Annotated in this window: 22 protein-coding genes, 1 tRNA gene and 1 pseudogene; 6 read left to right on the top strand and 18 right to left on the bottom strand. The window is 50.8% G+C overall.

What is annotated here, in order from left to right; all coding sequences use genetic code 11:
* From ACMHXH_RS03465 to ACMHXH_RS03530, 14 genes are all read right to left on the bottom strand, one after another.
* A partial coding sequence (locus ACMHXH_RS03465) for a flagellin (RefSeq protein WP_413737611.1) occupies positions 1–1400 on the bottom strand: 1400 nt, incomplete at its 3' end.
* Positions 1401–1495: 95 nt separating this feature from the next.
* Positions 1496–2701: a flagellar hook-associated protein FlgL gene (flgL, locus tag ACMHXH_RS03470; RefSeq protein WP_101056059.1), complete on the bottom strand. Its 1206-nt coding sequence runs from the start codon at positions 2699–2701 to the stop codon at positions 1496–1498.
* Between the two features lie 11 nt (positions 2702–2712).
* Positions 2713–4638 (bottom strand): flagellar hook-associated protein FlgK, encoded by a 1926-nt coding sequence (gene flgK, locus ACMHXH_RS03475; RefSeq protein ID WP_413737613.1) that lies wholly within the window; start codon positions 4636–4638, stop codon positions 2713–2715.
* Between the two features lie 20 nt (positions 4639–4658).
* Positions 4659–5666 (bottom strand): flagellar assembly peptidoglycan hydrolase FlgJ, encoded by a 1008-nt coding sequence (gene flgJ / locus ACMHXH_RS03480; protein WP_413737615.1) that lies wholly within the window; start codon positions 5664–5666, stop codon positions 4659–4661.
* Positions 5667–5691: 25 nt separating this feature from the next.
* On the bottom strand, positions 5692–6783 hold the full coding sequence (locus ACMHXH_RS03485) for a flagellar basal body P-ring protein FlgI (RefSeq protein WP_025011052.1): 1092 nt from the start codon (positions 6781–6783) through the stop codon (positions 5692–5694).
* A gap of 10 nt (positions 6784–6793) precedes the next feature.
* Positions 6794–7468 (bottom strand): flagellar basal body L-ring protein FlgH, encoded by a 675-nt coding sequence (gene flgH / locus ACMHXH_RS03490; protein ID WP_101056056.1) that lies wholly within the window; start codon positions 7466–7468, stop codon positions 6794–6796.
* 12 nt (positions 7469–7480) lie between these two features.
* Positions 7481–8269 carry a flagellar basal-body rod protein FlgG gene (gene flgG / locus ACMHXH_RS03495; protein WP_101056055.1) on the bottom strand — a complete coding sequence of 263 codons (789 nt, stop codon included), beginning with the start codon at positions 8267–8269 and terminating at the stop codon, positions 7481–7483.
* An 11-nt stretch (positions 8270–8280) separates the two neighbouring features.
* The gene (flgF, locus tag ACMHXH_RS03500; RefSeq protein ID WP_101096073.1) at positions 8281–9024 is read right to left on the bottom strand and encodes a flagellar basal-body rod protein FlgF; all 744 of its coding nucleotides are present in this window, start codon (positions 9022–9024) and stop codon (positions 8281–8283) included.
* A gap of 165 nt (positions 9025–9189) precedes the next feature.
* Entirely contained in the window at positions 9190–10551 is a 1362-nt protein-coding gene (gene flgE / locus ACMHXH_RS03505; RefSeq protein ID WP_101056053.1) for a flagellar hook protein FlgE, read from the bottom strand.
* 54 nt (positions 10552–10605) lie between these two features.
* The gene (gene flgD / locus ACMHXH_RS03510; protein WP_101056052.1) at positions 10606–11289 is read right to left on the bottom strand and encodes a flagellar hook assembly protein FlgD; all 684 of its coding nucleotides are present in this window, start codon (positions 11287–11289) and stop codon (positions 10606–10608) included.
* 14 nt (positions 11290–11303) lie between these two features.
* Entirely contained in the window at positions 11304–11720 is a 417-nt protein-coding gene (gene flgC / locus ACMHXH_RS03515) for a flagellar basal body rod protein FlgC (protein WP_025011047.1), read from the bottom strand.
* Positions 11721–11722: 2 nt separating this feature from the next.
* Positions 11723–12121, bottom strand: coding sequence for a flagellar basal body rod protein FlgB (flgB, locus tag ACMHXH_RS03520; protein ID WP_039034362.1), 399 nt, complete (start codon positions 12119–12121; stop codon positions 11723–11725).
* Positions 12122–12295: 174 nt separating this feature from the next.
* Positions 12296–13129, bottom strand: coding sequence for a CheR family methyltransferase (locus ACMHXH_RS03525; protein ID WP_101096072.1), 834 nt, complete (start codon positions 13127–13129; stop codon positions 12296–12298).
* A gap of 144 nt (positions 13130–13273) precedes the next feature.
* On the bottom strand, positions 13274–14194 hold the full coding sequence (locus ACMHXH_RS03530; RefSeq protein WP_101096071.1) for a chemotaxis protein CheV: 921 nt from the start codon (positions 14192–14194) through the stop codon (positions 13274–13276).
* A gap of 187 nt (positions 14195–14381) precedes the next feature.
* Here ACMHXH_RS03530 and flgA point away from each other — a divergent pair, with 187 nt between their 5' ends.
* The 3 genes from flgA (at position 14382) to ACMHXH_RS03545 (ending at position 15911) form a co-directional block, all read left to right on the top strand.
* Positions 14382–15089: a flagellar basal body P-ring formation chaperone FlgA gene (gene flgA / locus ACMHXH_RS03535; protein WP_039034365.1), complete on the top strand. Its 708-nt coding sequence runs from the start codon at positions 14382–14384 to the stop codon at positions 15087–15089.
* Positions 15090–15159: 70 nt separating this feature from the next.
* Positions 15160–15480 carry a flagellar biosynthesis anti-sigma factor FlgM gene (gene flgM / locus ACMHXH_RS03540; RefSeq protein ID WP_413737618.1) on the top strand — a complete coding sequence of 107 codons (321 nt, stop codon included), beginning with the start codon at positions 15160–15162 and terminating at the stop codon, positions 15478–15480.
* Complete coding sequence (locus ACMHXH_RS03545) at positions 15480–15911, top strand: flagella synthesis protein FlgN (protein WP_101056048.1); 432 nt, start codon at positions 15480–15482, stop codon at positions 15909–15911. Before flgM ends, ACMHXH_RS03545 begins: the two co-directional genes overlap by 1 nt.
* Before the next feature lie 188 nt (positions 15912–16099).
* Here the strand turns inward: ACMHXH_RS03545 and ACMHXH_RS03550 are convergent, their stop codons facing one another.
* Together ACMHXH_RS03550 and ACMHXH_RS03555 are read right to left on the bottom strand one after the other, a co-directional pair.
* The gene (locus tag ACMHXH_RS03550; RefSeq protein ID WP_101056047.1) at positions 16100–16567 is read right to left on the bottom strand and encodes an LPP20 family lipoprotein; all 468 of its coding nucleotides are present in this window, start codon (positions 16565–16567) and stop codon (positions 16100–16102) included.
* On the bottom strand, positions 16567–17217 hold the full coding sequence (locus ACMHXH_RS03555; protein ID WP_413737621.1) for a FlgO family outer membrane protein: 651 nt from the start codon (positions 17215–17217) through the stop codon (positions 16567–16569). Before ACMHXH_RS03555 ends, ACMHXH_RS03550 begins: the two co-directional genes overlap by 1 nt.
* Before the next feature lie 698 nt (positions 17218–17915).
* On the opposite strand from ACMHXH_RS03555, the gene ACMHXH_RS03560 reads away from it, so the two are divergent.
* Positions 17916–19073, top strand: a complete 1158-nt coding sequence (locus ACMHXH_RS03560; protein WP_335912901.1) for a flagellar assembly protein FlgT — start codon at positions 17916–17918, stop codon at positions 19071–19073.
* A 55-nt stretch (positions 19074–19128) separates the two neighbouring features.
* Positions 19129–19204 (top strand) — tRNA-Arg (locus ACMHXH_RS03565).
* Between the two features lie 719 nt (positions 19205–19923).
* Here ACMHXH_RS03565 and ACMHXH_RS03570 read toward each other — a convergent pair.
* Positions 19924–21927, bottom strand: a complete 2004-nt coding sequence (locus tag ACMHXH_RS03570) for a choline BCCT transporter BetT (RefSeq protein WP_335912903.1) — start codon at positions 21925–21927, stop codon at positions 19924–19926.
* Between the two features lie 272 nt (positions 21928–22199).
* On the opposite strand from ACMHXH_RS03570, the gene ACMHXH_RS03575 reads away from it, so the two are divergent.
* Positions 22200–23084, top strand: coding sequence for a LysR substrate-binding domain-containing protein (locus ACMHXH_RS03575; RefSeq protein WP_335912905.1), 885 nt, complete (start codon positions 22200–22202; stop codon positions 23082–23084).
* A gap of 298 nt (positions 23085–23382) precedes the next feature.
* On the opposite strand, the pseudogene ACMHXH_RS03580 reads toward ACMHXH_RS03575, so the two are convergent.
* A pseudogene (locus ACMHXH_RS03580) lies at positions 23383–24018 on the bottom strand (alpha-amylase family glycosyl hydrolase); the annotation flags it as partial.

A 24018-nucleotide genomic window follows, 5' to 3' on the forward strand; every position in this document is an offset into this window, starting at 1 on the left:
ACCTGAGGCAACTGGTTCGCCTGGGCCAGCATGGCAGAAGAAGTCTGAGACAAAATCTGCTGCTTGGTCATAGTGGCCGTTTCCTTGGCAAAGTCCACATCCTGAATCCGGCTACGGGCATCAGATACGTTGGTGCTAATGCTATTCAAGTTGTTGATAGTAAAGCTCATCCGGTTTTGCACCGCACCCAGGTCAGCACGTTGGTTATCAATCATTGCTATTGCACCATCAATTACATCTAACGCTGATTGCGCACCAGAAGCTGTCGCAATATCAATATCTTCAATCGTTGAAAGTGAAGATTGCACTGTCGCGGCTGAAGTAATTGCCGCAGCACCCGATAATTCAAAAGACGTATTCGCTGCAAAAGACAACACACCATTAGCATTTGCGGAACCAGCATCAGCCACTGTGTGCGCAGTACCCGCTTTACCATCAATGACCGCCGCAACATCAAAGCCATTATTGCCTGACACAATGGCAATATCTTTACCTTCTGCTTGAGTAACTTGAACTTTACCGTCAACAATCGCCGCAGATATGCCCTTGTCTGCTCCGTTGGTATTTATTTGGTCAACTAAATCGGCATCATCAGCCGCACCAGTAACAACAGCACCACCAATTGTCGCATTTAGACCTGCGCCTCCAGTGGTATAATCTAAATCACTTAACTCAATTGTGTTATACGCTTGCGCTTTTACTCCTGTAGTTGCGCTTACATCATTAAACTTCTTCGCAATCGTCGAAGCATCATCCGCTGCTACAATATCAATATCGGTTGTATTACCTGAATTATTATTGGTTAGAGTGATTTTTGTATCTGCATACACGGCTGTCCCATCATCAACAACACCTGCCGTTGTACCTACTGCAGGCGCTATCTTACTTGAACCGATAGCATCTGCTGACACATTACGTAAGCTCACTGAAATAGTCTCATTGGCATTCGCACCTACCTGAAATGCTTGACTACCATAACTACCATCCAACAGTTTCTGATTTCCAAAAGAAGTGGTATCTGCAATTCGGGTTAATTCAGATTGTAGGGCCGACAACTCTTTTTGCATGGCAGCGCGGTCCTCGGCCGAGTTGGAGCCGTTGGCCGATTGCAGTGACAAATCACGCATACGCTGCAAAATATTGGTGGACTCCTGCATGGCACCTTCGGCCGTTTGGGCGATAGAAATACCGTCATTGGCGTTGCGTTGGGCCACATCCAGGCCGTTAATCTGACTGGTCAGACGGTTGGAGATCTGCAGACCGGCAGCATCGTCTTTGGCGCTGTTGATACGCAGGCCACTGGACAGACGCTCCATGGAGGTCTGCAGATGGTTGTTGGCGCCGTTAAGATTTTTCTGCGCCTTCAATGAAGTTACGTTGGTATTAACGGTAATAGCCATGTTGAGTTCCTCTTCCTAGTTTTAGCGCCAAGACTCGGAGCTTGGCTAAAATTGTTAACAATTTATCTGACAGACGGGTAGGCCTTTGTTTACTGTTAAATAAAGTCAAACAGGGAAACAGAACCCACTCTGCTGAATACATTTGAAACGGCATTCAAGGCCAACTGCTGTTTTTGAAATTCGGTTATCGCCGCGGCGTAATCGAGATCTTCCAGCAGTGACAATGCCGACTTATTCACCAACTCTTCTTCTGCATGATTGCTGCTGTAGCTTTCGAGGCTCTTGAGACTATTGCCCGCAACGCCTCTGGCTACACCGAGTTGAGTCATACCACTATCAAGATTATCCAATAACTGTGCCAACTCAGCTTGTCCGTTGGGGGTATTGATCAGATCGGGATCCTCCAGCAGGGTTATCGCCTGTTGAATGGTGTCGAAAATCGGCACCTCGGCCTTAGGTTCCATGGTGAAGGAATCCCCGCCAGCCGGCGTGCCATCCAGCTTCACCTCTATACCGTTGAAGCTCACTGGATTACTGGCATCGAAGTTAGCCACATTGCTGACAGCCGTACCGCTTGAATCCAACACTTGCAAATCAACCCCACCAGCGCCGTTATCGGTAAAGTTAAAGGTGTAGGTATCAGCCACATGGCTCCCAGGAGGGCTTATTTTGGCACTGAGTACCCTGAACTCCCCGGTTTGCGGGGCCAAATAATTGACGCCGTAGTCACCCAAGGCGTTGGCAGCATTCATAAAAGCCGAGTCCCCGGGAATATTGGTGCCCATAGCAACCCCTTGTGCCACCAAGGCATCACGAACGCCGCTGTCACCGCTGTAAACCATGTTGCCGCTGGCATCGAAGGCAAAGGGCTGAGTATCTGTGTTGTATCCGGCAAACAGGTAATTGCCTGACTCATCCTGGGTATTGGCAATACTTAGAAGTTCATCCAAACTGCTGCGCATTTCATCGGCAATAGTTTGCCGCTCCGAGGGACCAAGGGTGCCATTTACTGCACGCAACATCTGTTCACGAATGCCGGTGACCAAAGTTTCGGCGCTGCCGAGCTTGCTTTCCGCCAAAGATAAGCGGTTTTTGCTGTAATCCACATTCTTGAGATACTGCTGCACCAGCGCGTTTTGCTGATAGAGGTTGTCTATGCCGATAGCTGCCACCGGGTCATCACCGGCAGTGTTGACCTTTTTACCGCTGGAGAGCTGTTCGAGGATCCTGTTGGTATCGGTTTGCTTCTGCAGAATGCTGTTTAAGTTCTGCTGGTACATCTGTGAAGTTGAAATACGCATCTCTCAAGCTCCTATCGAACCGAACTGAACAGGGTGTCGAACAGGGCATTGGCCGTAGTCATGATCCGTGCCGATGCCTGATAGGCCTGTTGGAACTGCATCAAATTGGCCGCTTCTTCATCCAGGTTAACTCCCGACTCCGACTGCACCCTGGCATAGGCCTGGTTGTAAATGGCCTCTGCCGAACCGGCCCTGACCTGGGCAGATTTGGTTTGGCTGCCAATATCCAGCTTGGTCTTTTCAAACACATCACCCAGGGTCGACTTACCGTTATTCATTATCTTGCTGTCACTGAGTTTGGCCATGGCCAAGGCATTGGTGTTGTCACCCGGCGCAAAGCTGAGATCAAAGGTGAAACTCTCACTACCGCCACTACTGCCATCGACTTCAAAAGTAAAACCAAAGGCGCTGATCTGCGGCGGAGTACCCGCAGCCGTCCCGGTTGCCAAAGAAGCGCCGTTGACATCAAATACTTCATAGGAAGGCGGATTGACACTGGTATCCAGGGTGAATGTCAGCTCACTGTCAGTCACGGGGAAATTGGCCGCGCTTCTGTCGTCTATGCTGACCAACTTCACTGAAGTGCTGCCTGAATTACCTGCGTTGGCGGTAATTTTCGGCGCCGCTGCGGCAATACCCTTGGGATCTGACATCACCACACCTATGTTGGCCGCCGCATTGGCCGTTGGCCGTATTTCAAACCTGTCACCGGCAGCCATGGCACCGGTATCAATTTTGATACTGAAGCCGTTGGCGCCTTCCAGGGTATCGCCGTTGAGCGTCAAATTGGTCACCGCCCCCGTCTTCATGTCCTTAAGTTCATAAGTTCCGGCATTGGTATAGTTCAGCTCATAACTGCTGCCGGACAGGGCGCCGACATCATCGATATTAACGCTCAAAGAAGCTGTGCCAGAGTTGCCGGAATAGGCGCCGACACGGCCGGCGGCAATAACAGGGTCATTGATATCGGTAAAAATGGGTTGTCCGAGCTCGCCATTGAGATCAAAACCCTGGGACTGCATCTCGTTAAAAGCATCGGCAATTCCCAGCGCCAACTGCCCCAGCTCATGGCTGGCGGGCATCAGGGTGTTGTCACGAAAATCAAATAAGGCGCCCAGTTGCCCCCCAAGCTTGGCGGGGTCGGCCTTCAATTCGTTGCCCCCGAGGCTATAGGTCAGCTCTGGCTCATTGGGGAAGGGGTCACCTGCGGTCATGCCCATGGTCATGGCCACTTCACCGGATACCAACATAAAAGAGCTACCCAGCATGATGGAGCGAGCACCGTTTTCCAGCGGGATCACATTGACTTCGGCGTACTGGCTTAACTCTTTAATCAGCGCATCTTGCTTATCCAACAACTGCGCATCGTTACCGGGTGACTTCATCAGTTCAAGATTGATCTGCGCCATCTCTTTACTGATCTCATTGATCCTGGTGGTAATGCTTTCAATCTGATCATTGGTTTGCTGCACCTGACCTGTCAGATGACTCTGCATTTGATTGAGATTCTGCGCCAGTTGCGAGGCCGAATTGAGCACAGAGCCGCGGATCCCCAGATCCGCTGGCAGGTCAGCCAAACTATTGAGACCGGAGAAAAAGTCATTCAATGAGGCTGGCACCGCCTTGCCTATTTGGGAAAACAGCTGATCCAGCCCGCTGAGTTTGGTGTAGCTGGCCTCGGCAGCACTGAGCCCTGTCTGACCGATACGCAGCTCTCTGGCAGCATAATCATTGTAGATACGCTTTACATCCTGCACATAAGTACCTGTGCCATAGAAGTTATTGCCAAGACGCATTGAGGTGGAGCTGCCCTGAATAGCCACCTGGCGGTGATAGCCTTCGGTATTGACGTTGGCAATATTGTTACTGGTCACCCCTAATTGTGATTGGGCAGCCAGGATCCCACTGCGGGCTATATTGAACAGATCCATAGACATGGGTTATCGCTCCTGCACCTTTACTGGCCCGGCTTTGAGCCGAACTCCTGCAACAACTGACCAAAATCGGCCTTGATGGTATCCAGCACTTTCATCACCTTGTTGGCATATTGAGGATCCGTGGCGTATCCCGCCTCGGCCAGTGCCTTGATAAACTCGTCGGGATTAGCGGCCATCTTGCGCGCCTGGCTGTAACGATCGTTATCGGAAATAAAGCTGACAAAATCATCAAAGCTCTGCTCAAAACTGTCGTACACCCGGAAGTCAGCCTTTTGCCGCACAGCTGTGCCCTGCTCATATTCCAGGGTCGACACCGCCGCTTTCTCACCCTGCCAACGTCTGTCGGCCTTGATATTGAACAGGTTGTTGCTGGACTCACCTTTATGACCACGGACCATTTTCTGGCCCCAACCTGTCTCCAACGCCGATTGCGCCAGCAAGACTTCGGGTTGAGTCCCCAAGGCATCGGCGGCAACCTTGGCATGAGGATAAAGCTGTCTGACAAACTCTTCCTGACTGCCGATTGCCGGCCGCGCCTGCCGCCATGACGGCAATACTTTGCCGCTCAATACCTGCTGCAGACTGTCACTGCTTGGCAGCGCGGATGCTTTGGCCGCAGTCGCTTCAACACCGGATATCTTCTTCTGGCCGCCGCTCAAGGCCGCGACACTGCGGTTATCGACATCGCCGCGGAGCACTGAGGCCGGGGTAATGCCGGAATTTTCCGGTGACAACTGCTGCACCATGAGATCCGCCAGCCCCAGCATGCCTTTGGAGGACAGCTCCACCGACATCTGCTGATCGTGCATCTGCTCGTAGAACTTGGTGTACTGACTGTTCATCGGGCTGTCGGATTCAAATATCGCGTTGGCATCTCGCATGCTTTTCATCAACATCTGCACAAAAATGCCTTCAAACTGCTGCGCGACTTCCTTAAGCGCTGCTTTTTGATCCTGCTGCGCCTGGGCTCTGAGCTTGTCCAGCCCACCGAGATCCAGAAATTGCGAAGCATCAGCCATTTTGTTCATAGTCGATAAACCAATGTGCCATTAATCAGATGATGATGAGTTCACCATGCAAAGCCCCTGCCATCTTTAAGGCTTCGAGGATTGCCAACACATCCGATGGCGCCGCGCCCACCATATTCACCGCCCGCACCAACTCATCGAGAGAAGTGCCCGGGTTGAACATAAACATACGTCTATTATCCTGAGCCACATCTATGGTGCTGTTGCTGGTCACCGCAGTCTGGCCGCCGGCCAGGGCATTGGGCTGAGAAACCTGAGTTGCTTCGGCAATGGTGACGGTAAGGCCGCCATGGGTCACAGCCGCCGGCAAGAGTTTGACGTCCTTACCCACCACTATGGTGCCGGTGCGGGAGTTGACTATCACTTTGGCCGATTCATCGGCTGGCTCAACCTGAATATTTTCCAGGGTGGCCAGGAAAGATACCCGCTGCGACACATCTCTGGGGGCGCTGACCTGAATGGAAGAAGCATCGAGCGCCCGCGCCATACCCGGGCCGAGTAAGCCGTTAATGGCATCTGCGGTACGCTTTGCGGTGGAGAAATCGGCTCGGTGCAGGTTAAAAGTCAGGTGATCGCCATTACCGAAGGGGCTGGCCACTTCACGCTCGACTATGCCGCCGTTGGGAATGCGGCCCACGGTTGGGGTGTTCTGGATAACCTTGGAACCATCCAGCCCCTCGGCACTGAAGCCGCTAACCACCAGACTCCCCTGGGCGATGGCGTAAACATTGCCATCCACCCCTTTGAGGAAAGTCTGCAGAAGGGTACCGCCGCGCAAGCTCTTGGCTTCCCCAAGACTCGATACCGTCACATCCAGGGTTTGTCCCGGCTTGATAAAGGGCGGCATATCGGCATGCACTGCCACCACGGCAATATTCTTGATCTTGGGCCTGAAGTTATCCGGCAGATTGATGCCAAAATTCTTCAGCATGGTCTTGAAAGTCTGCTCCGTGTAACGGGTCTTCTCCCCGGTTCCCGGCAAACCCACCACTAGGCCATAGCCTATCAACTGGTTATCCCTGACCCCTTGGATATCGGCGATATCCTTGATGCGCTCGGCCTGCCCCGGCAGAGAAACCAGCAAACAGGCAAGTGCCATGATTAATTTTATTTTCATGAGCTTATCCTCAGAAAGGCCACCAGTCAGAGAGGAAGAACTGGCTCAGCCAGCCCACCTTTTGCGACTCGGCAAAAGTGCCGGTACCGCTGTACTGAATACGGGCATTGGCGACTTTGGGCGAATCTATGGTGTTTTCAGGGGTAATATCCTGCGGCCGAATAATGCCGGTCACCCGAATAAATTCGTCGCCATTATTGATGGTGATCCACTTTTCACCGCGAATAACCAGGTTGCCATTGCCCAGCACCTGCATCACGTTGGCCGAAATTTGCCCGGAGAGACTGTTGCTCTGATCGGCATCGGCTTCACGATTGGTATCCATGCTATCGCCGTAGCGAAAATCCAACGGGTTGCCCTTAATAGTGACATTGTTGCCGCCCATGTAGAGCGGGTTCACTGACATGTCCGAGCCTTTTTTGATCTTGTTGCCGACGCTCTTTTTCGCCTGGGTCGACTCCACCAATACCACAGTGATGATGTCCCCTACCCTGTGCGCCCGCAGATCCGAATACAGTGAAGATGCCTGGCTGTCCTGATAGATAGAGCCGGTCGGTGCTATTCGGGTCGGCGGCGCTTCAGGATACACAGGCGCAAAATAGGGATCATCGGCTATGGGTTTATTCTGGGTAGAGCTGCAAGCCCCCAGAAGTAAAGCCGGAATGATAAGGAACAAGGGTTTCATCACATCACCTCATCACAGATTCTGGTTCACGTAGGCCAGCATCTGGTCTACGGCTGAAATGACTTTGGAGTTCATTTCATAGATCCGCTGACTTTCAATCAGGTTAACCAGTTCTTCGGTCACGTTAACGTTGGAAGTTTCCAGCGACCCCTGACGAATAGAGCCCAAACCGTCCAGTGAGGCAGTCCCCTGAATTGGGGTGCCGCTGGCGCCCGTCTCCAGATAGAGGTTTTGCCCTATGGGATCCAGGCCGGATGGATTAATGAAGTCAGAGATAGTCAGTTGGCCCACCACCTGGTTTTCGGCGGCTCCAGGGGTTTTAACCGACACTTCACCTTCGGCGGAAACCGTAATACTGGTGGCATCGTCCGGAATGGTAATGGCAGGCTGCAACACATAGCCGGCGCCGGAAGTCACTATCTGGCCGGTGTCATCCAAACTGAACTGGCCATTACGAGTGTAGGCAGTGGTGCCATCAGGCAGTTGAATTTCAAAGAAGCCCGGGCCCTCAATCATCATATCCAGCGCGTTATCTGTGGTTTGCAAATTACCCTGGGAAAAAATTTTCTGGGTGGCCACCACTTTAGTGCCTGCGCCCAGGTTAAGGCCGTTGGGCAACTTGGTGTTGGAGGCACTGATACCACCGGCCTGATTGACCGTCTGATACAGTAAGTCTTCAAATACCGCCCGGCCCTTCTTGTAGCCTATGGTGCTGGCATTAGCGACGTTATTTGAAATCACCGAGATGTCCGTTTGCTGGGCATCTAACCCAGTCTTACTTATCCATAACGCGGGATGCATATCAATTACTCCTAGCTAATGCGCATCAGTGAAGCGGACGACTTGTCGTTCTCTTCTGCGGTTTTCATCATTTTCACCTGCAACTCAAACTGACGTTGCAACTCAATCAGGTTGACCATCTCATCCACGGCATTGACATTGCTGCCTTCCACTGCGCCGCTTTCCACGTTGACAAAGGGATCGGCGGCGGCCGGATTACCATCCAGAGTGCGGAACAAGCCATCTTCACCGCGCATCAGGTTCTGATTGCCCGGGTTGACCAGCTTGATGCGCCCCACTTCTTCTATCACCTCGGCGGTTGCGCCCTGGGGACGAATGGAGATAGTGCCGTCAGTGGCAACCTGAATTTTGTCTATCGGCAACGGCAGCACTATTGGGCCGTTATCACCCATCACAGGGTTGCCCCTGTCGTTACGCAGCAAACCTGTGGTGTCAAAACTCAGACTACCGGAGCGGGTATAGGCCTCACTACCATCGGCGGCCTGCACCGCAATCCAGCCTTGATCTTTGATGGCAATATCCAGATCCCGCCCGGTCGATTTGATAGGGCCGGACTGAAAGTTGGCCGAGGGCGACTCTGTCATGGCGAACACCCGGGTCGGCAAGCCTTCGCCGAAGGCTTGCATCGCACGAGCCTGAGCCATGTCGGCCTTGAAACCATCAGTATTGGCATTGGCCAGGTTGTTACCCCTAACCGCCAGCGCATTCATGTTTTGTTTGGCGCCAGTCATGGCGACATAGAGAAGTTTGTCCACCTGCTGCTCCGTCAATCTTTTTACCTATTCAGGTAAAAGCAAACATCGTGCCAATAAAATGAGCAGTTGAGCACTAGGACAGCAGAAGAACTTCAGTAACTTGGGAATTAATAGGCGAAGGTGCGGCAAGACATTGCCGGGCGGCAATGTCTTGCACAGGAAGGCTTAGCGGATCTGCAATACGGTTTGCTGTAGTGTATTGTTCACTTCCAGAGTACGGGAGTTGGCCTGAAAGTTACGTTGAGCCGAAATCAAATCCACCAGCTCAGTGGTCAGGTCAACGTTGGATTGCTCCAGTGTTGATGAACGGATACTGCCAAACACACCGCTGTTGGCCTCACCAGCCAGCGCCGCGCCTGAATCCAGGCTGGCTTTCCAGGAGGTGTTACCCACCTGGCTCAGTCCCTGCTCATTGGAGAAGCGTGCCAACGCCACCCGTGCCAGAGGTACTGTTGAGCCATTGCTGTACTTGGCAGAGATCAAACCATCAGTACCCACTTCAACATTGGTCAAACGGCCCACTGTCACACCATCCTGCGTCAATTCCGTGGCGTTGAACTTTTCCGAGAACTGGGTCGGATTATTGAAATCTATGGTTATCGCTTGAGTGCCGTCAGCAGCCGGACCAAGAACGTTGGCCCCGCCAACTCCCAACTGCTCTGTGGTGATCACCGCAGGATCTGAACCAATATAACCGCCGACATCGTTGAACTTGAGCACAGCACCAGTCCAGCCACCTGCAGTTTGTGCTGTGCCTGTACCATCCGCAGTACCGTCACCGTTAGTGTCCGTGTTGTAGGTTCCGGCGCCGCCACCCAGATTGACCGGCTTGTCGTCAATGGCGTAGTAGGCCACCCAGTTACTCTCACCGGTATGAGCACCATTTTCCGGACGCACAAAATAGGTGGTCAGGGTATGAGAGTTACCCAAAGAGTCATAAATGGTCACTGCGGTTGAGTTGTTGAAAGTGTCTGACTTGGATGGGTCAAACAAAGCCGGGTCTTTAGTTTCTTGAGTGGAGTCCAGGTTCATGCTGATACCAACATTGTTGGTTTTCTGCGGGCTACCGGCAGTATCCGGGATCTGTACCGGCTTGGTGGTGGTCAGACTCACAGAAGTGGAGTTACCATCTTTATCGACCGGGAAGCTCTGCAGATAATTACCTGCTGCATCGACCAGAAAGCCGTTGTCATCACGTTTGAAGGCTCCGGCGCGGGTGAAAGAGTAATCCTGACTGCCGACACTGGATGATGTCACGAAGAAACCACCACCGTTGATCGCCATATCCAGCGCGTTGTTGGTGGAGTTCAGGTTACCCTGATGGAACTGCTGCGCCACCTGAGTGGTAGTGACACCGCCGCCCACTGTGGTTCTGCCGTTGGAGAAAATCGAGCTGGCGTACACATCGGCAAACTCGGCCCGGGATTCTTTAAAGCCTATCGTATTGACGTTGGCAATATTGTTGGCCGTGGTATTGAGATCTTTCTGCGCCGCAGCAATCCCACTCAGAGCAATGTTAAAAGACATAATTCACCTCATGATTTTTAGATACTGTCCGGCACCGCCGGGGCAGAAACAGAATTAAACCTCGGAAACAGCCAGCACATCGGCGAGCCTGATCCCGCCAATACCTCTTAGGTTCAACACGGCGCCGGTGGCAGAGTTGAGTGATACACTGGTCACGTGGGCATAGGAACTAACGATAAGATCCTGGGACTTACCATCAACAACCCCGCTGGCCTTCATGGTATAGATGCCTGTATCGACAGGGTTTCCGTCCTTATCCAGGCCATCCCATTCCACATCTATATTGCCGCCGGCACTACCGTCGACCTCGAAGGTTTTGATCACCTGACCGGCTTCATCTTCAATCGTTACTTTAATTGAAGGGATCTTTTCCGGTGATGTGATCACCCCTTTGAGCGTTGGGTCTTCCTCGGAAACATAGCCGGTGCCCGCCGGGATCAGCACTTTCTGCCCCACCAAGCCTGATGCCTGCAATGCCTGACTCGAAGTCATTAACGAATTGAGGTTAACTATTTCTTCATTCAGGTTAGAGATACCATCCACTGTGGCAAACGACGCCATCTGGGCGATCATCTGATCGTTATCCACCGGCTTGAAAGGATCCTGCATAGACAACTGCTGACTGAGGAGCGAGAAGAAGTCTTCCTGGGTCAGTTGTTGATTATTGCTTTTCTTGGTTTCAGTACCCGATTGCACCTGGATACTGTCGAGAAAAGGGTTAACTGAATTGACGCTCATGGGCTATGCCTCCGTTATTTGCCCATTCTCAGGGTTTGTTGCAGCATGGACTTGGCTGCATCGGCTACCTGAACATTCATCTGATAGGAACGGGAGGCGGAAATCATATCGGCCATCTCTTCCACTACATTGACATTGGGTTTGTAGATAAAACCGTCGGCATCTGCCATGGGATGATCCGGCGAATACTCTTTCAGCAAGGGTTTATCGCTTTCCACTATGCCTTTGACTTTGACCGCTGCCCCTTGTTGCTGTTGGCCATTAGCCTTGGCCAGTTCGGCCTCAAAAATGGGATGCCGTGCCTTGTAGGTCTTATCGATACTGGAAGAAACAGAATCTGCGTTGGCTATGTTACTGGCGGTAGTATTCAAACGTACCGACTGCGCCGACATTCCCGAACCCGCAACATTGAAAATATTGTACAAACTCATGATTAATCTCCTTTCAATGCCTTTTTCATGCCGGCGAACTTACCGTCGAGGAACCCAAGCGACATCTGATATTCAAGCGCATTTTGCATAAAGGCCTGCTGCTCTTTTTGCATATCGACTGTGTTGCCATCCCCAGTGTCCGGTTGATCCGGCACCCGATATTGCACATGTTGGGCTGTCAGCGCCTTGAGGTCGAAATGCTTTTCAGACGTTGCCGCCATATTCATTCCCTGTTGCCGCCCTTTGGCCGCCTGCAACGCCGAAGAAAAGTCCACATCCCGAGCCTTGTAGTGCGGGGTATCGGCATTGGCTATATTGCTGGCAAGCACTTCGGCACGCTGGGCGCGAATACCCAGAGTGTATTGATGTATGCCAAGGGCCTTATCAAAACTGATCGCCATAAAACCGCCTCCTCCAATGACTCGACAAAAACAAAGCAAGCTTTGTGCCAGGAATGATGGCTATAGCAACAGATGAGAAATGGATTGCGATTGACTTGAGAGATAAAAAAGAAAGAGCCCATCAAACTTGACAGGCGGCCATTGAAAAACATTGAAAATCAAGGAATTAGATAACTAATTTTTCTTTTGATAATAAATACCGGGATTGCAGCGAATCATATCGAATTCATCGGTCAAACCGGCAATCGACTCACTGGCCCCTAAAAACAATATCCCCTTGGGATTGAGAGCGGCAGCAAATTGCCGCAGTATTTTTGCCTTTGCCTCCGGGGCAAAATAGATAAGTACGTTACGGCAAAAAATGATGTCGAACTTGCCAAGCAAGGTGTAACTTTCAAGCAGGTTGTGAGCCCGAAAACTGACCAAACGACGAACATTGTCCTTTACCCGCATATTGCCATTGGGCAGGGCTTCAAAAAACTGACGCTTACGCTCTTCAGACAGCCCCCGGGCCAATGCCAGCTTATCGTACTCGGCATTTTTACAACGCTCGAGCATGGACGGCGATAGATCGGTGGCCTGGATTATCGCCCCACCCGGCAGAGCTCCCGGCTTACGCTGTTGATATTCGAGCACTGTCATCGCCAGTGAATAGGGCTCCTGGCCGGATGAACAGGCTGCCGACCAAATCTTCAACGGCCGACCCAACTTGGCAAAACCGGGCAATAATGTATTGCCAAGTAATTCAAAAGGATACTTGTCCCGAAACCAAAGAGTTTCGTTGGTCGTCATGGCATCAATGACTTCAGCCCGTAATTGGCGCTCTGTGGGTCGCATCGATTGCTTAACAACGTCCGACAGGGATGGCAAACCATATTTCCCCATCAAAGGCGCCAAACGGCTGCGAACCAAATACTGTTTGTTCTCACCCAATACAATGCCACTGTGCTGCTCAAGAAACAGCCTGAATTGATTGTACTCAGTTTCCGCGAGAGATTTATCTGGCACCTTAGTGTCCTAACTATCCGTAAAAACGTCACTGCGAATTGAGGCAGCAACATTTAAAAACTGGGGCTGCGTTATACCCCAGCCCCCTTTGCAACACAAGCAGACCAACTCACTATAGCCATAAAAAGTCACAGCAGACAAAGGCTATAGACTCAGATGCTTGTTAACAGCAGAAGCCAGTTCGTCGGGGTTGAACTTGGCAATAAAATCATTGGCGCCCACTTTCTGTACCATGGCTTGATTGAATACCCCGCTCAACGAGGTATGCAGCACTACCTTGATATTTTTCAGCTTGGGATCATCACGGATCTCGGCGGTCAGAGTGTAACCATCCATTTCCGGCATTTCGATATCCGAAATAATCAACGGGATTTCATCGGCAACATTGTCCATACCAGACGCTATATTCTTCAGTTTTTCCAATGCTTCCCGACCATCTTTAGCGGTATCTATCTGCAGATTCAACGAAGACAATGCACGAATGATCTGCTTGCGCGCCACAGAGGAGTCGTCAATCACCATAATATGATAATGCTGCTCCCTGTCGATTGTGAGAGATTCATCCATTTCTTGGCTGATATCTGTCTTGACCGGTGAAATTTCATCAAGAATTTTCTCCACATCGAGGATTTCAACCAGTTCACCTTCGATTTCCGTCACAGCGGTCAGGTAAGAGTATCGTCCCGCTCCTTCCGGCGGCGGCATGATAGACTCCCAATTCATGTTAATGATCCGCTCAACTGAACGAACCAGAAAACCCTGCACGCTGCGGTTGTATTCGGAAATAATGATGAAGCAATCCTTGACATCATCTATGGGTTTACCGCCGGTCGCCGCACTGAGGTCGATAACAGACACAGTCGTACCACGAATATGGGCCACGCCCTTAACAAAGGAGTTCAACTTGGGCAATATCGTCAGTGGTGGGCACTGCAAAACCTCTTTGACTTTGAATACATTGATACCGAATCTTTGTCTGCCGTTAAGTTTGAACAACAGAAGTTCGAGGCGATTTTGTCCAACCAGTTGAGTGCGTTTATTGACTGATTCAAGAATGCTCGACATAAGGCTGCCTTGTTGTCTTTATATTGAGAAATACCCGCTGTCCCACAGACAGGCATACTATTTGCTTTATCCAAGACACTGATGCCCAGTCAAATTTCTGACTAAACCTAAGGTGAAGCCAGTACTGGGAACCGCGAATCATTGAAAGTATAGGTGTAATCTGGCGAGACAAGCTAGCCTGTTCATTATGAAAGTAAATATTGCATACCTTTTGGCTACAATTTTAATGCCCATCGCAACAATGGCGGCAGAGAGCAGCTTCGTTCCCAGTATATCGGCCATGGAAAGCCTGGCTAAAGAGGCAGTGGCCAAAAAAGTGCTGGCGGGCACAGATGCACAAATTACCATCACCCCGCAACGACTGGATTCCAGGCTCACGCCCCCTAGATGCAATTCACCTTTGACGGCCGAACTTGCCAGCGACAGAGAGATAAGCCGCAACAATACGGTGCGCATAGGTTGTAACAGCCCGGAGCTAAGCTACCCGTGGCAAATCTATGTCTCGGTACGGGTAGATATCAGTTATCCTGTGGTGGTGGCCACTCAAACTCTGGCTCCGGGCACTGTGCTGGGGCCGGAAAATCTGGCGCTGCGTTACATAGATGAAACCAGTCTGCGCGGCCAGCAGTTCGAGGATATTGCCACAGTGACGGGTACCCGCCTCAAGCGGCGCATAGCCAAAGACTATCCGTTATTTGCCGCCAATCTCTGTTTTGTTTGCAAAGGCGACAGAGTCTCTATTTATGCAGGTAACGAGAAGTTTCAAATAAAAACTGTTGGTGAAGCCCTGCATGATGGTAACCTTGGAGAACAGATTAGGGTAAAAAACACTCGCTCAGACAAAGTGTTGGAGGCTACCGTCACCAATGTGGGCGAAGTGGAAGTTCGAATGTAAAAAATGCTAAAGTTCTCCTTGGCTATGCCGATAAGACAGCAAGGTAATCAGAGAAAAGGCTGGAGCCGCGATGGCTATGGATATTAAACAACTGCAAAATCAACCCAGGGTGAATACAGGTTCACTCCCCAAGAACACGGCTCAGAGCAATCAAACAGCTCAGCAAGGGGCTGCTCCGCAGAAAACCGACTCGGTTGTGGTGTCGCAGCAAGCGCAGCAGCTGCAAGGAGTTCAGAGTAAAATGGCCTCCCTGCCGGAAATAGATCAAAAGAAGATCAGCGAAATCAAATTGGCAATCTCCGAAGGCAGATACAAGGTTGACCCGGAAAAACTGGCAGCCAACATATCTCAATTTGAATCAGAACTGAGCGCACTCAATAAAGGATCCTGATGCCTGATACCCCGGATATAACCAGCCTGATAGCACAGCAGATGACTCAACTCGAGCGTCTGCTGAACTTGATTGAGCAGGAAAAAAACGCCCTGCTCGATCGCAATGCCGATAATCTGCTGCAACTGGCCCAAAACAAGAGCGATCTGCTCAATGAGGTCAAGACAGTAGATGAGGCGCTCTCCTCTCATCCTGAACAAGCCAAACTCAGTCAATCGCCATTGGCCGAACAGGTCAGTGAAGCCCGCGAACTATTGGCTACTTGCCAACTGCGCAATCAGGAAAATGCCGGCCTGATAGAGCTGAGCATGGCCAGTATCAATCGTCTGGCACAGGCGCTGCAAGTAAGCCGCAATGCCTCCAGCCTGACTTATGACGGCAAAGGCAAGACTTCAACCATCGCCACCCTGGGCAACGATCTCAAGGCTTGATTTAAAGCCCTGCTCCTGTCCCATTGCTTAAGCTAATTCAGTAAGTTCGGCTTATTGGTGCGCCCCAAGCTCCTGTCCTCCAGAACAGAACGTATACCCTGCTCTCAATTCAGCAAAGATTCTTAAGCCACAAAAAAGCCACAAAAAAAGCAGCCAAACAAGGCTGCTTTGGACTTATACCCATTCCCCTAAAAATAAGTGATCTCTTTGATTCGCTGGGGGCGATTTTGCTGCTGATACAGATCCCACACTCGGGCGAAATCCAGCTCCAGTTCGGTCACATAATGATCTCCGGCCGGATAACTGCGCACCACCTTGGCGCCGCGGATCACCCCGGAAACCGAGGCCTGGATATTATCGCCTTTCAGCATCCAGTCACTGACCTTGCTGTCGGCCGACAAACGTTGACCATAGACTTGTTCGGCCAATTCCCGATAAGCGGCAATCTTGGATGCTTGCATCGCCATCAGCACCTTTTGCGACTGTTCCTTGCCCGGTTGGCTGGCCAGCGGAGCATAGCCTATTGCCGTCAACTTGGGGAAACTGCTTGGCGCCTCTGTCTCCCACTGCACATATCTGTCCTTATCGGCGCAGCCACCCAGAACTAACGCGAGCGCCAGCGTGACCAATGTCAGTGTGTTGTTCCAATACTTCATTACTTGTCTCCCACTATCCGGCTCTTGTCTTCTCCGCGATTTTCATAGCGATAAAGCAAGCCTTCTTTTGACACCACCCTATGGGATGGCGCCAGATAACCCGGTAGTTGCGCCTCAAGCACCCGCGCCCCGGCCGTCGAAAGCACCCGATTGTTATTGACGTTAACAATCCGACTGTTGAACAAGATCTCACCTTTAGCCTGGCTCATGCTGGTGACCAGTACATGATCCACCGCAATATCCGTCGGCAATTGTTGCCAGTCGCGGGTAAGAATAAAATCCCCCTGTGGCGTTACCCGCACCGCTTCGGCCAGGTTCAAATCCACCAGATTAAAGCCGCGCTGATGAAAAGCCGTCATTAAGCTCTGCTGTAGCTGTGAGGCCAGTGCATTACTGCCTTGCATATCCTCCACTATCGCAGGCGTCATCACCAATAGCGGCTGAGTCGGTTTGAGCGCATCATTATGGATTACCAATTCATCCACCAACTGCTGCGCCAATAGATTGACTGGTGCTTGTTGCGGCTTGAACTCAGCTTGCGGTTGCTGTGATGTCGTACTGCAGGCAGACAGCAGAAGTAAAGGCAATATACACAGGGCTTTATACATAATATCCGTCTCACTGTTGCCGGAGTGGGCTGTTAACTTCATTCAGGAGCCTGACGTAAACCTTGAACCAGCAGGCTTATTCTACTTCGTCAGTCATACAATACCTGCAGGATTGACCCAATGACGTTGCAGACAGTAATAGTGTCGGTAACATCGTCAGCGCCAATAATGCCAAGCTCTTTTTATTTGCAATAAAACTATGCAAATAAAATACCAACCAAGAACTTAGGGAAGGTGCGAACAAGCCCCATATGTGCTCTGCTTCGGCTTACAGGTCTGGATGCAACGGCAAATGCCCCCAGGCCTTTGCAAGAAGCACAACACACCAGGCAGGCCAGTAAGCCACACAGCAACCGACTCACTGCATCAAGAAAGTGCCACGAGAACTTATTCGCACCTTCCTTAGCCCTCAGCGTCCACCGGCGAGTTCTCAGGTTTAGTCGTGTTTAACAACTTTGAGAAATAAGCCTAATTGAGCATCTCATTGGCCGTAGTAACTGACGTGAAATGGCCAAACCACTTGTATTACTTATTTATCCAGCCTTGCTCTTTCGGACAACAAGGTTTGTCGAAAGCTTCTTTGGCTTTATCGGCAAATGCTTGCCGTTCTTTAGCCTGGCATTCACAAATAACACGGTCCCCCCTGCCTCTCTCTGGCATAAAATTTGAATACCAAACGATACCAGCTTAAGTGGCGGCAAAATTCCGTCACCCTGACTTCCATTTTGAGGAACCGCCTTATGAGATTGTGCCCCTTGTTCTTGCTGCCGTTGCTGGGCATCAGCCTCAACGCCATGGCAGAGTGGACCGAGGCCCGAGGTGAAGCCAAAATAATCAATGGCAATCTAACCCAGGCACGGGAAGCGGCAATGGACAACGCCATCAACATGGCACTGCTCTCCCGTGGTGGCAGTTTTCAATCGACCCAGAGTGTCAGCCAGGGGCGCTTGACCCAAAACGATTTCAGCCTCTCCAGCCAGGCGCAGATAAGCAGTGTCGAACTGGTCAGCGAAATGCGCCAGGGAGACAAGCTCAAAGTGGTTATGCGGCTCGATATTCTCGACGGCCCGGATAACAAGTGCCAAAGCTCAGCCATCAAGGCCGCTATCCTGGTCCCCCAGGCCGCCATTAAAGACAGAAGCCAACTGCGTTATGGTCAGTTGGAAAATTTCCAGCGAAGCCTGTCCGAACGGATAGCAGCAACGCTGGATAAACAATCCTCCACCAGCTTTGCTCACCTGCACGCCAACGAGCGGCTGGATATCAAAGAGGAGCTTATCAATATCCGCGGCTACCGCCTGCCGACCTGGATAAGTGAAATTACCGACAGCCAATATCTGTTGCTGCCGCAAATCATAGATATCTCCACCGAACCGGTCGAATCCGGCTTTATGGGCCTATGGGACAACGAGCCGCAGCGGCTATTTCAGTTGCAACTCAGCCTCTATCATGGGATCAGCGGCGAGCAGATCTGGTATCAGAACTACAGTATTTCTGCCCCCTGGGAGTTTGCCAAAAATGAATCCGTCCCTCCCAACAGCGACAGATTCTGGCGCGCCAGTTATGGACAAGCCATAGACAAGGTGCTGGCCAATGCCAGTAAAGATATCGATATGGCACTGGCCTGCAGACCGCTGCTGGCACAGATAGTCGTGCGCCAACAAGATAGAGTGATACTCAACCTGGGGCGACGCAACGGCATCCGCGTGGGTGATCAGTTCCAAATAGTGCTGCAACAAAACCTGCCCGACCGCATGAACCAGATGCGCGCCGTGGCCGGAGAAACCCGGGCGAAAATCACCATAGATCAAGTCACAGAGGAAAGTGCCATCGCAGTGCTCAGTGGTGAAAATGCCGCCCTTAACATTCAGGTGAATGACATCGCGATTAAGATTTAAGCAATTAAATCCAAAGCCTTTTCATCCGGGTGAAAACCAGTATAATCACTGTCGTCTCCCTATAGCTCAACAGGATAGAGCAGTCGCCTCCTAAGCGACCGATCGGGGTTCGAGTCCCTGTGGGGAGACCAGCATTTTCTTCTTGTGCCTGCTTGCATAAGTCTCAAGCTTTTTTAGAACCCATCCTCTGCCGATTCAGGCGCTTCAAATTAATGATTTTGTTCTCTGATAGTTTTCTCTTTTAAAAACATTGAGTTGGTGATGTAGCCATCGTTGTTTTAAAGCCCAAAGTAGCCAACCAACTTGGATTTAGCTTCCCGCTAAGCAATAACCCATCACCTGCGGTGCGGATGGGCAGGAAGCTCAAATGCCGTGAAGGACAGGACGTCCGAGAACGGTCCTTTTGGCACAGGCTCTCCTGTGACATGACGAGAGTTGCGCTGTAACATGCTTTCGAGCGCGAGTCATGGATGGTGAGCTGACCGTTAAACTGGGAAGTTGTTGTGACCCCATCCCTTATCTCCATGGATGGAGTGTATGCCGACATCTGTCTGGAACAAATTCGATAGTAGCCTCGACGAAAACATCTGACCTACAAGGAGGTAGGAAATGCCGAATTTGTCTGGAACAAAATTCGGCCCTGTTTTCGACGGTCACAGTTCCGCCTGAGCCTGGGAATTAGGTGTATACCTATGACCTTTCCCACAAATTTATCCGAAATAAATTTGAACAGCTTTAGCTGGCCCGTGGGGAGAGGTCAGAGAAAATTCTACTTATTGCTGCGGTTATTTTTCGGAGAGACTACCTCCCGCGGCAAAGCCCGAGATGTGGTCATCTCGGGCAAAGGGAACTAACGTACCCGATTGAGGAAATGAAGATGTTTCTCATATTGGTCAAGAATATCAGCAATCAGTTGATTGCGGTTGTAACCACAGATGTTGTATTGCTGAGCGCCTTCATTCAAATAGACTTCAATGTATAACTGCGATTTGGGACGAGATTGACTACGTTCGCCAATAAAGGACGGAATGCTCGCTTCTCGTGCCCAAGCACCATAGACAAAGTTACGTTCATCTCCGTGGTCAACCATCAATGAACACGCGTGTTCATGTGATGTGATGTGTGTGTTGATCCCGTTTTGTTTGAAGACGTCGGCTACTTCATGCATCACCGCCATAATGTCATGTTGTAAAAACTGTAGCACTTCTGTTTTCTCTGGGATCGTGATGAGCTGCTCTAGATGTTGCTGCCAGCCAATCTCTTGGATCCGCGCTAAAGTACTCGGTGTCGCTTGACTGAGGTAATGGGCACTATCAATTTTGACCATCTCTTGTCTGAGTGACTTCAGCAGTCCAAAGCCAACCAGAATTAATACGGGTGCAAAGGGCAGTGCAGAAGCTAACGAGGCCGCTTGTAAAGCAGAAAGGACATTCTGTCCCCCTGCTAAAATCAATGCCGCGGCCACTAAACCTTCAGAAACAGCCCAAAAGATCCGCTGTTTTGCGGGTGTCTCATCGCCATCTTTGGCAGTTAAGGTGTCAATGACCAGAGAGCCTGAATCGGAAGACGTCACAAAGAAAGTAAAAATCAACAGGGTAGCAACCACCGACGAGATGCTAGCGAGGGGTAAGGTATCTAAGAAGCGAAACAGCGAGGTGGGGGTGTTCGCAAACACTTGCTCAACCAACTGCGGCATGCGCTCTGTCATGATACCGTGCAGCGCCGTATTCCCAAAGACCGTCAGCCAAATAATCGTGACCCCGACAGGCACAAATAAGACACCCAAGACAAACTCTTTGATGGTCCGTCCGCGTGAAATTCTGGCCACGAACATGCCGACAAAGGGTGACCAAGCAATGAACCAGGCCCAATAGAACAGCGTCCATCCGCCTAAAAAAGAGTTGGTTTTGTCACTGTTGATGTAGGCATAGCTATTGAAAGTCATTTCGACCAGCGAGGAGATGTAGCTCCCGACATTCTGGGCCAGTGACTGGAAAATAAAGAGTGTGGGGCCCGTGATGGCCACGAAGATCAGTAACACGGCAGCAAGATTTAGGTTCCACTCCGATAAACGGCGGATCCCATTATCCAATCCGGTCACCACCGAGAGGGTTGCCATGACGGTTACAATCGCGATGAGAACCAATTGGGTGAGCGTGCCAAAGGGGATCTCAAACAGATAGTTTAAGCCGGAATTGATCTGTAACACGCCCAGTCCAAGGGAGGTTGCGATCCCAAACATGGTTCCAAAGACCGCTAAAATATCAACGGCATACCCAATCGGGCCGTAAATTCGTTTGCCGATGATCGGGTAGAGTGCTGAGCTGATCCGTAGTGGCAAACCATGACGAAAACTAAAATAGCCCAACGCCAGGGCCACAATGGCGTAAACGCCCCAGGCATGGACACCCCAGTGGAAGAAGGTGTGGGTCATCGCCTGACGTGCAGCCTCAACGGTTTGCGGCTCACCCTCTGGTGGGTTTGCAAAGTGAAAGACGGGCTCGGCCACCCCATAGAATATTAATCCTATCCCCATCCCAGCAGAGAACAGCATCGCAAACCACGAGCGAGAGCTGTATTCGGGTTTGCTGTGGTCTGGTCCCAGTTTGATTTTCCCAAATCGGCTAAACGCGAGGATCAGTGTGACAATCAGGTAAAACCCCATTGAGAGGAGATAAAACCATCCAAATGTCTCAATGATCCATGATTGGAGCGAACCAAACCAACGGCCTGCGGTTTCAGGCATCGCGATGGTAAATAGGACGAACAGGACAATGAGTCCTGCGGATGGATAAAAAACAGGTGGGTTGATCCCCGCCATACGGGGTTTCGTGACTTCAGTTGGATTACTCATAATCAGATGGCTTTATTCACCTTATTGTGGGTGGATGGTCGCTTCGCAGCCTGATCTGCTCTTGTGCGCCGAGCTTGCATCGATGAGATGCTGAAAAGGTGGGCAAATATGGACGATGCAGCAAACGTGAACGTGAAAACCTAGTCACGATTGTGAGTGCTGGCGAAAACATGTGGTTCAGGGCGAAGGGCAGCTTGTTTCATATGGCTGGTATTGTGAAAGATGAGCCGATATTATGAAAACAATAATTTCCGATAGAGGTATTATGAAACGTGATAATAGAACCGTTGAAAAGTCGTCCTTTTGATTTGGTGCTGCTCAAAACCTTTGTGCAAGTGATCGATAGCCAAGGTTTTACTGCTGCTGCTGAAGCCTTGCATCTGGCACAGTCCACCATCAGTGCTCATGTGAAACGGCTCGAAAGTCAGGTTGGAACGCCTCTGCTAGAGAAAGGTCAGCGGATCCCGTTCCCGACCCCAGTGGGACGGAAGGTCTTACTGCACGCTAGGCGATTGCTCAGCCAAAATGCATTGGCATGGCAAGATATCGTTGAGCCGAGGATCGATGGGAGCGTGCGGCTGGGGATCCCCGATGATTATTTAGTCTATATGCCAACGGTCTTGTCGGAGTTTGAGCGTCGCTTTCCAGATGTAGAGCTACAGGTTTATTGTGGATTGAGTGTCGAGTTGCTCGATCAGATGCAGGCGAAAATGCTCGATTTAGCCATCACCACTCGACAACCTAAAAGTCCGGGTGGTGAAGTGCTCTGCCAAGAGCAGACCGTCTGGGTCGGTGCAAACCGACTTGAGATCCAAAAACGGCAACCTCTGCCGCTGGCGGTCTCGAAAGATGGGCTCTGTATTTTTCGTCAACGAGGGATCGATGCGCTCAAGAGTGCTGGTATTCCGTGGCGGATCGCCTATACGAGTGCCAGTCTGTCAGGGTTAACTGCTGCTGTCAGAGCGGGGCTTGCTGTGACGATCCTCACTCCTTCCATGGTGCCTTCAGGCTTGCAGATCCTGACATCTGAGCATGGAATGCCCACGCTACCCATGACGGAAATTGCACTCCATTTACAACCTGAAGCCGAAACCAATGAAGCCACACGCCGTCTTGCCAACGGGATCCGAAAATATATCCATAGGTCAGTGAGTTGAACTTCCAGAGGTGTTGCTCCATCTATGGGAGTCGTTCTGTAGTGGCATAGTGAATTTGAACCACAGGAAATTTGAACCACAGAGAACCACAGAGAAGAGAACCACAGGACATCCTAAACATTTTACGGACCACCTGGAAGCATACCTTGCAGTCTCAATCTCTTATAAATGACGATGAATTATTGGAAGTAGACTCTCTAAGACGAGTAATCTGCGTGCTTCATACAAAAACTGCGGTTGCTAGGCATGCCTACGGCAGGCTTAAGCCTGTTTCTGCAAAATTTCCAACGGCTTAAAGTTAATGGGGATGTATTGCTTGGCTTTGTTGCTTACCCCGGCACCATTTACCGCCATATTTGGCCTTCATGGCACACATTGCATCCCATCGGCCACTCATGCCACTGTACTGACGGCGAAACTCCTTAGCGGAAGTTATCCAGGCATCGTCACTGATACCAAGCTCAAGCAGTAGTTTGGGCCTGGTAGAGGCAATAAAGCCACGCTTGTCTTCCCGCACCGCCCGGCCTGTCCAATCAATCAGCTCCAGATAGTCGGCAAAGTGAAATGGGATGCCGCTTTGTTCGGTGGCAGTGGCTGCACCATCAAATTGCAGCAGTGGCTTAAGTGAAGCGTTGGCAGTTGCTGGCTCAGCAACTTCTTCTATGCGCTCCTGAATGGATGTGTAATCAGAAGTTTGCAGCGAATCTGCAATACCTGCGCGAATGGGATTTAAATCCACATACATCATGCAGGCCAGCAGCGCCTGTTCATCGAGCAGCGCCTGCGACTTAAAGCGCCCTTCCCAGAATACACCCTTGCAGCCATCTTCTCGATTGGCTTTGCGGGCGATATCTTCGTTTAAACAGCGCATAAACCAACTGATACTGCCAAGGCGTTCCTGCCAATCGCTAATCAGCGTATCCAACAGTATTCG

The sequence above is a fragment of the Shewanella sp. BJSY2023SW001 genome (assembly GCF_047314685.1).
GTDB lineage: Bacteria > Pseudomonadota > Gammaproteobacteria > Enterobacterales > Shewanellaceae > Shewanella > Shewanella indica.

Excerpts from the sequence above, each read along its gene's own strand:
- flgH (WP_101056056.1), bottom strand. The coding sequence starts at position 7,468 with ATGAAACCCTTGTTCCTTATCATTCCGGCTTTACTTCTGGGGGCTTGC.
- flgE (WP_101056053.1), bottom strand. The coding sequence starts at position 10,551 with ATGTCTTTTAACATTGCTCTGAGTGGGATTGCTGCGGCGCAGAAAGAT.
- flgB (WP_039034362.1), bottom strand. The coding sequence starts at position 12,121 with ATGGCGATCAGTTTTGATAAGGCCCTTGGCATACATCAATACACTCTG.
- ACMHXH_RS03570 (WP_335912903.1), bottom strand. The coding sequence starts at position 21,927 with ATGAGTAATCCAACTGAAGTCACGAAACCCCGTATGGCGGGGATCAAC.
- flgM (WP_413737618.1), top strand. The coding sequence starts at position 15,160 with ATGGCTATGGATATTAAACAACTGCAAAATCAACCCAGGGTGAATACA.
- flgL (WP_101056059.1), bottom strand. The coding sequence starts at position 2,701 with ATGCGTATTTCAACTTCACAGATGTACCAGCAGAACTTAAACAGCATT.
- ACMHXH_RS03545 (WP_101056048.1), top strand. The coding sequence starts at position 15,480 with ATGCCTGATACCCCGGATATAACCAGCCTGATAGCACAGCAGATGACT.
- flgD (WP_101056052.1), bottom strand. The coding sequence starts at position 11,289 with ATGAGCGTCAATTCAGTTAACCCTTTTCTCGACAGTATCCAGGTGCAA.
- ACMHXH_RS03530 (WP_101096071.1), bottom strand. The coding sequence starts at position 14,194 with ATGTCGAGCATTCTTGAATCAGTCAATAAACGCACTCAACTGGTTGGA.
- ACMHXH_RS03555 (WP_413737621.1), bottom strand. The coding sequence starts at position 17,217 with ATGAAGTTAACAGCCCACTCCGGCAACAGTGAGACGGATATTATGTAT.
- ACMHXH_RS03550 (WP_101056047.1), bottom strand. The coding sequence starts at position 16,567 with ATGAAGTATTGGAACAACACACTGACATTGGTCACGCTGGCGCTCGCG.
- flgC (WP_025011047.1), bottom strand. The coding sequence starts at position 11,720 with ATGAGTTTGTACAATATTTTCAATGTTGCGGGTTCGGGAATGTCGGCG.
- ACMHXH_RS03560 (WP_335912901.1), top strand. The coding sequence starts at position 17,916 with ATGAGATTGTGCCCCTTGTTCTTGCTGCCGTTGCTGGGCATCAGCCTC.
- ACMHXH_RS03485 (WP_025011052.1), bottom strand. The coding sequence starts at position 6,783 with ATGAAAATAAAATTAATCATGGCACTTGCCTGTTTGCTGGTTTCTCTG.
- flgK (WP_413737613.1), bottom strand. The coding sequence starts at position 4,638 with ATGTCTATGGATCTGTTCAATATAGCCCGCAGTGGGATCCTGGCTGCC.
- flgA (WP_039034365.1), top strand. The coding sequence starts at position 14,382 with ATGAAAGTAAATATTGCATACCTTTTGGCTACAATTTTAATGCCCATC.
- flgG (WP_101056055.1), bottom strand. The coding sequence starts at position 8,269 with ATGCATCCCGCGTTATGGATAAGTAAGACTGGGTTAGATGCCCAGCAA.
- flgJ (WP_413737615.1), bottom strand. The coding sequence starts at position 5,666 with ATGAACAAAATGGCTGATGCTTCGCAATTTCTGGATCTCGGTGGGCTG.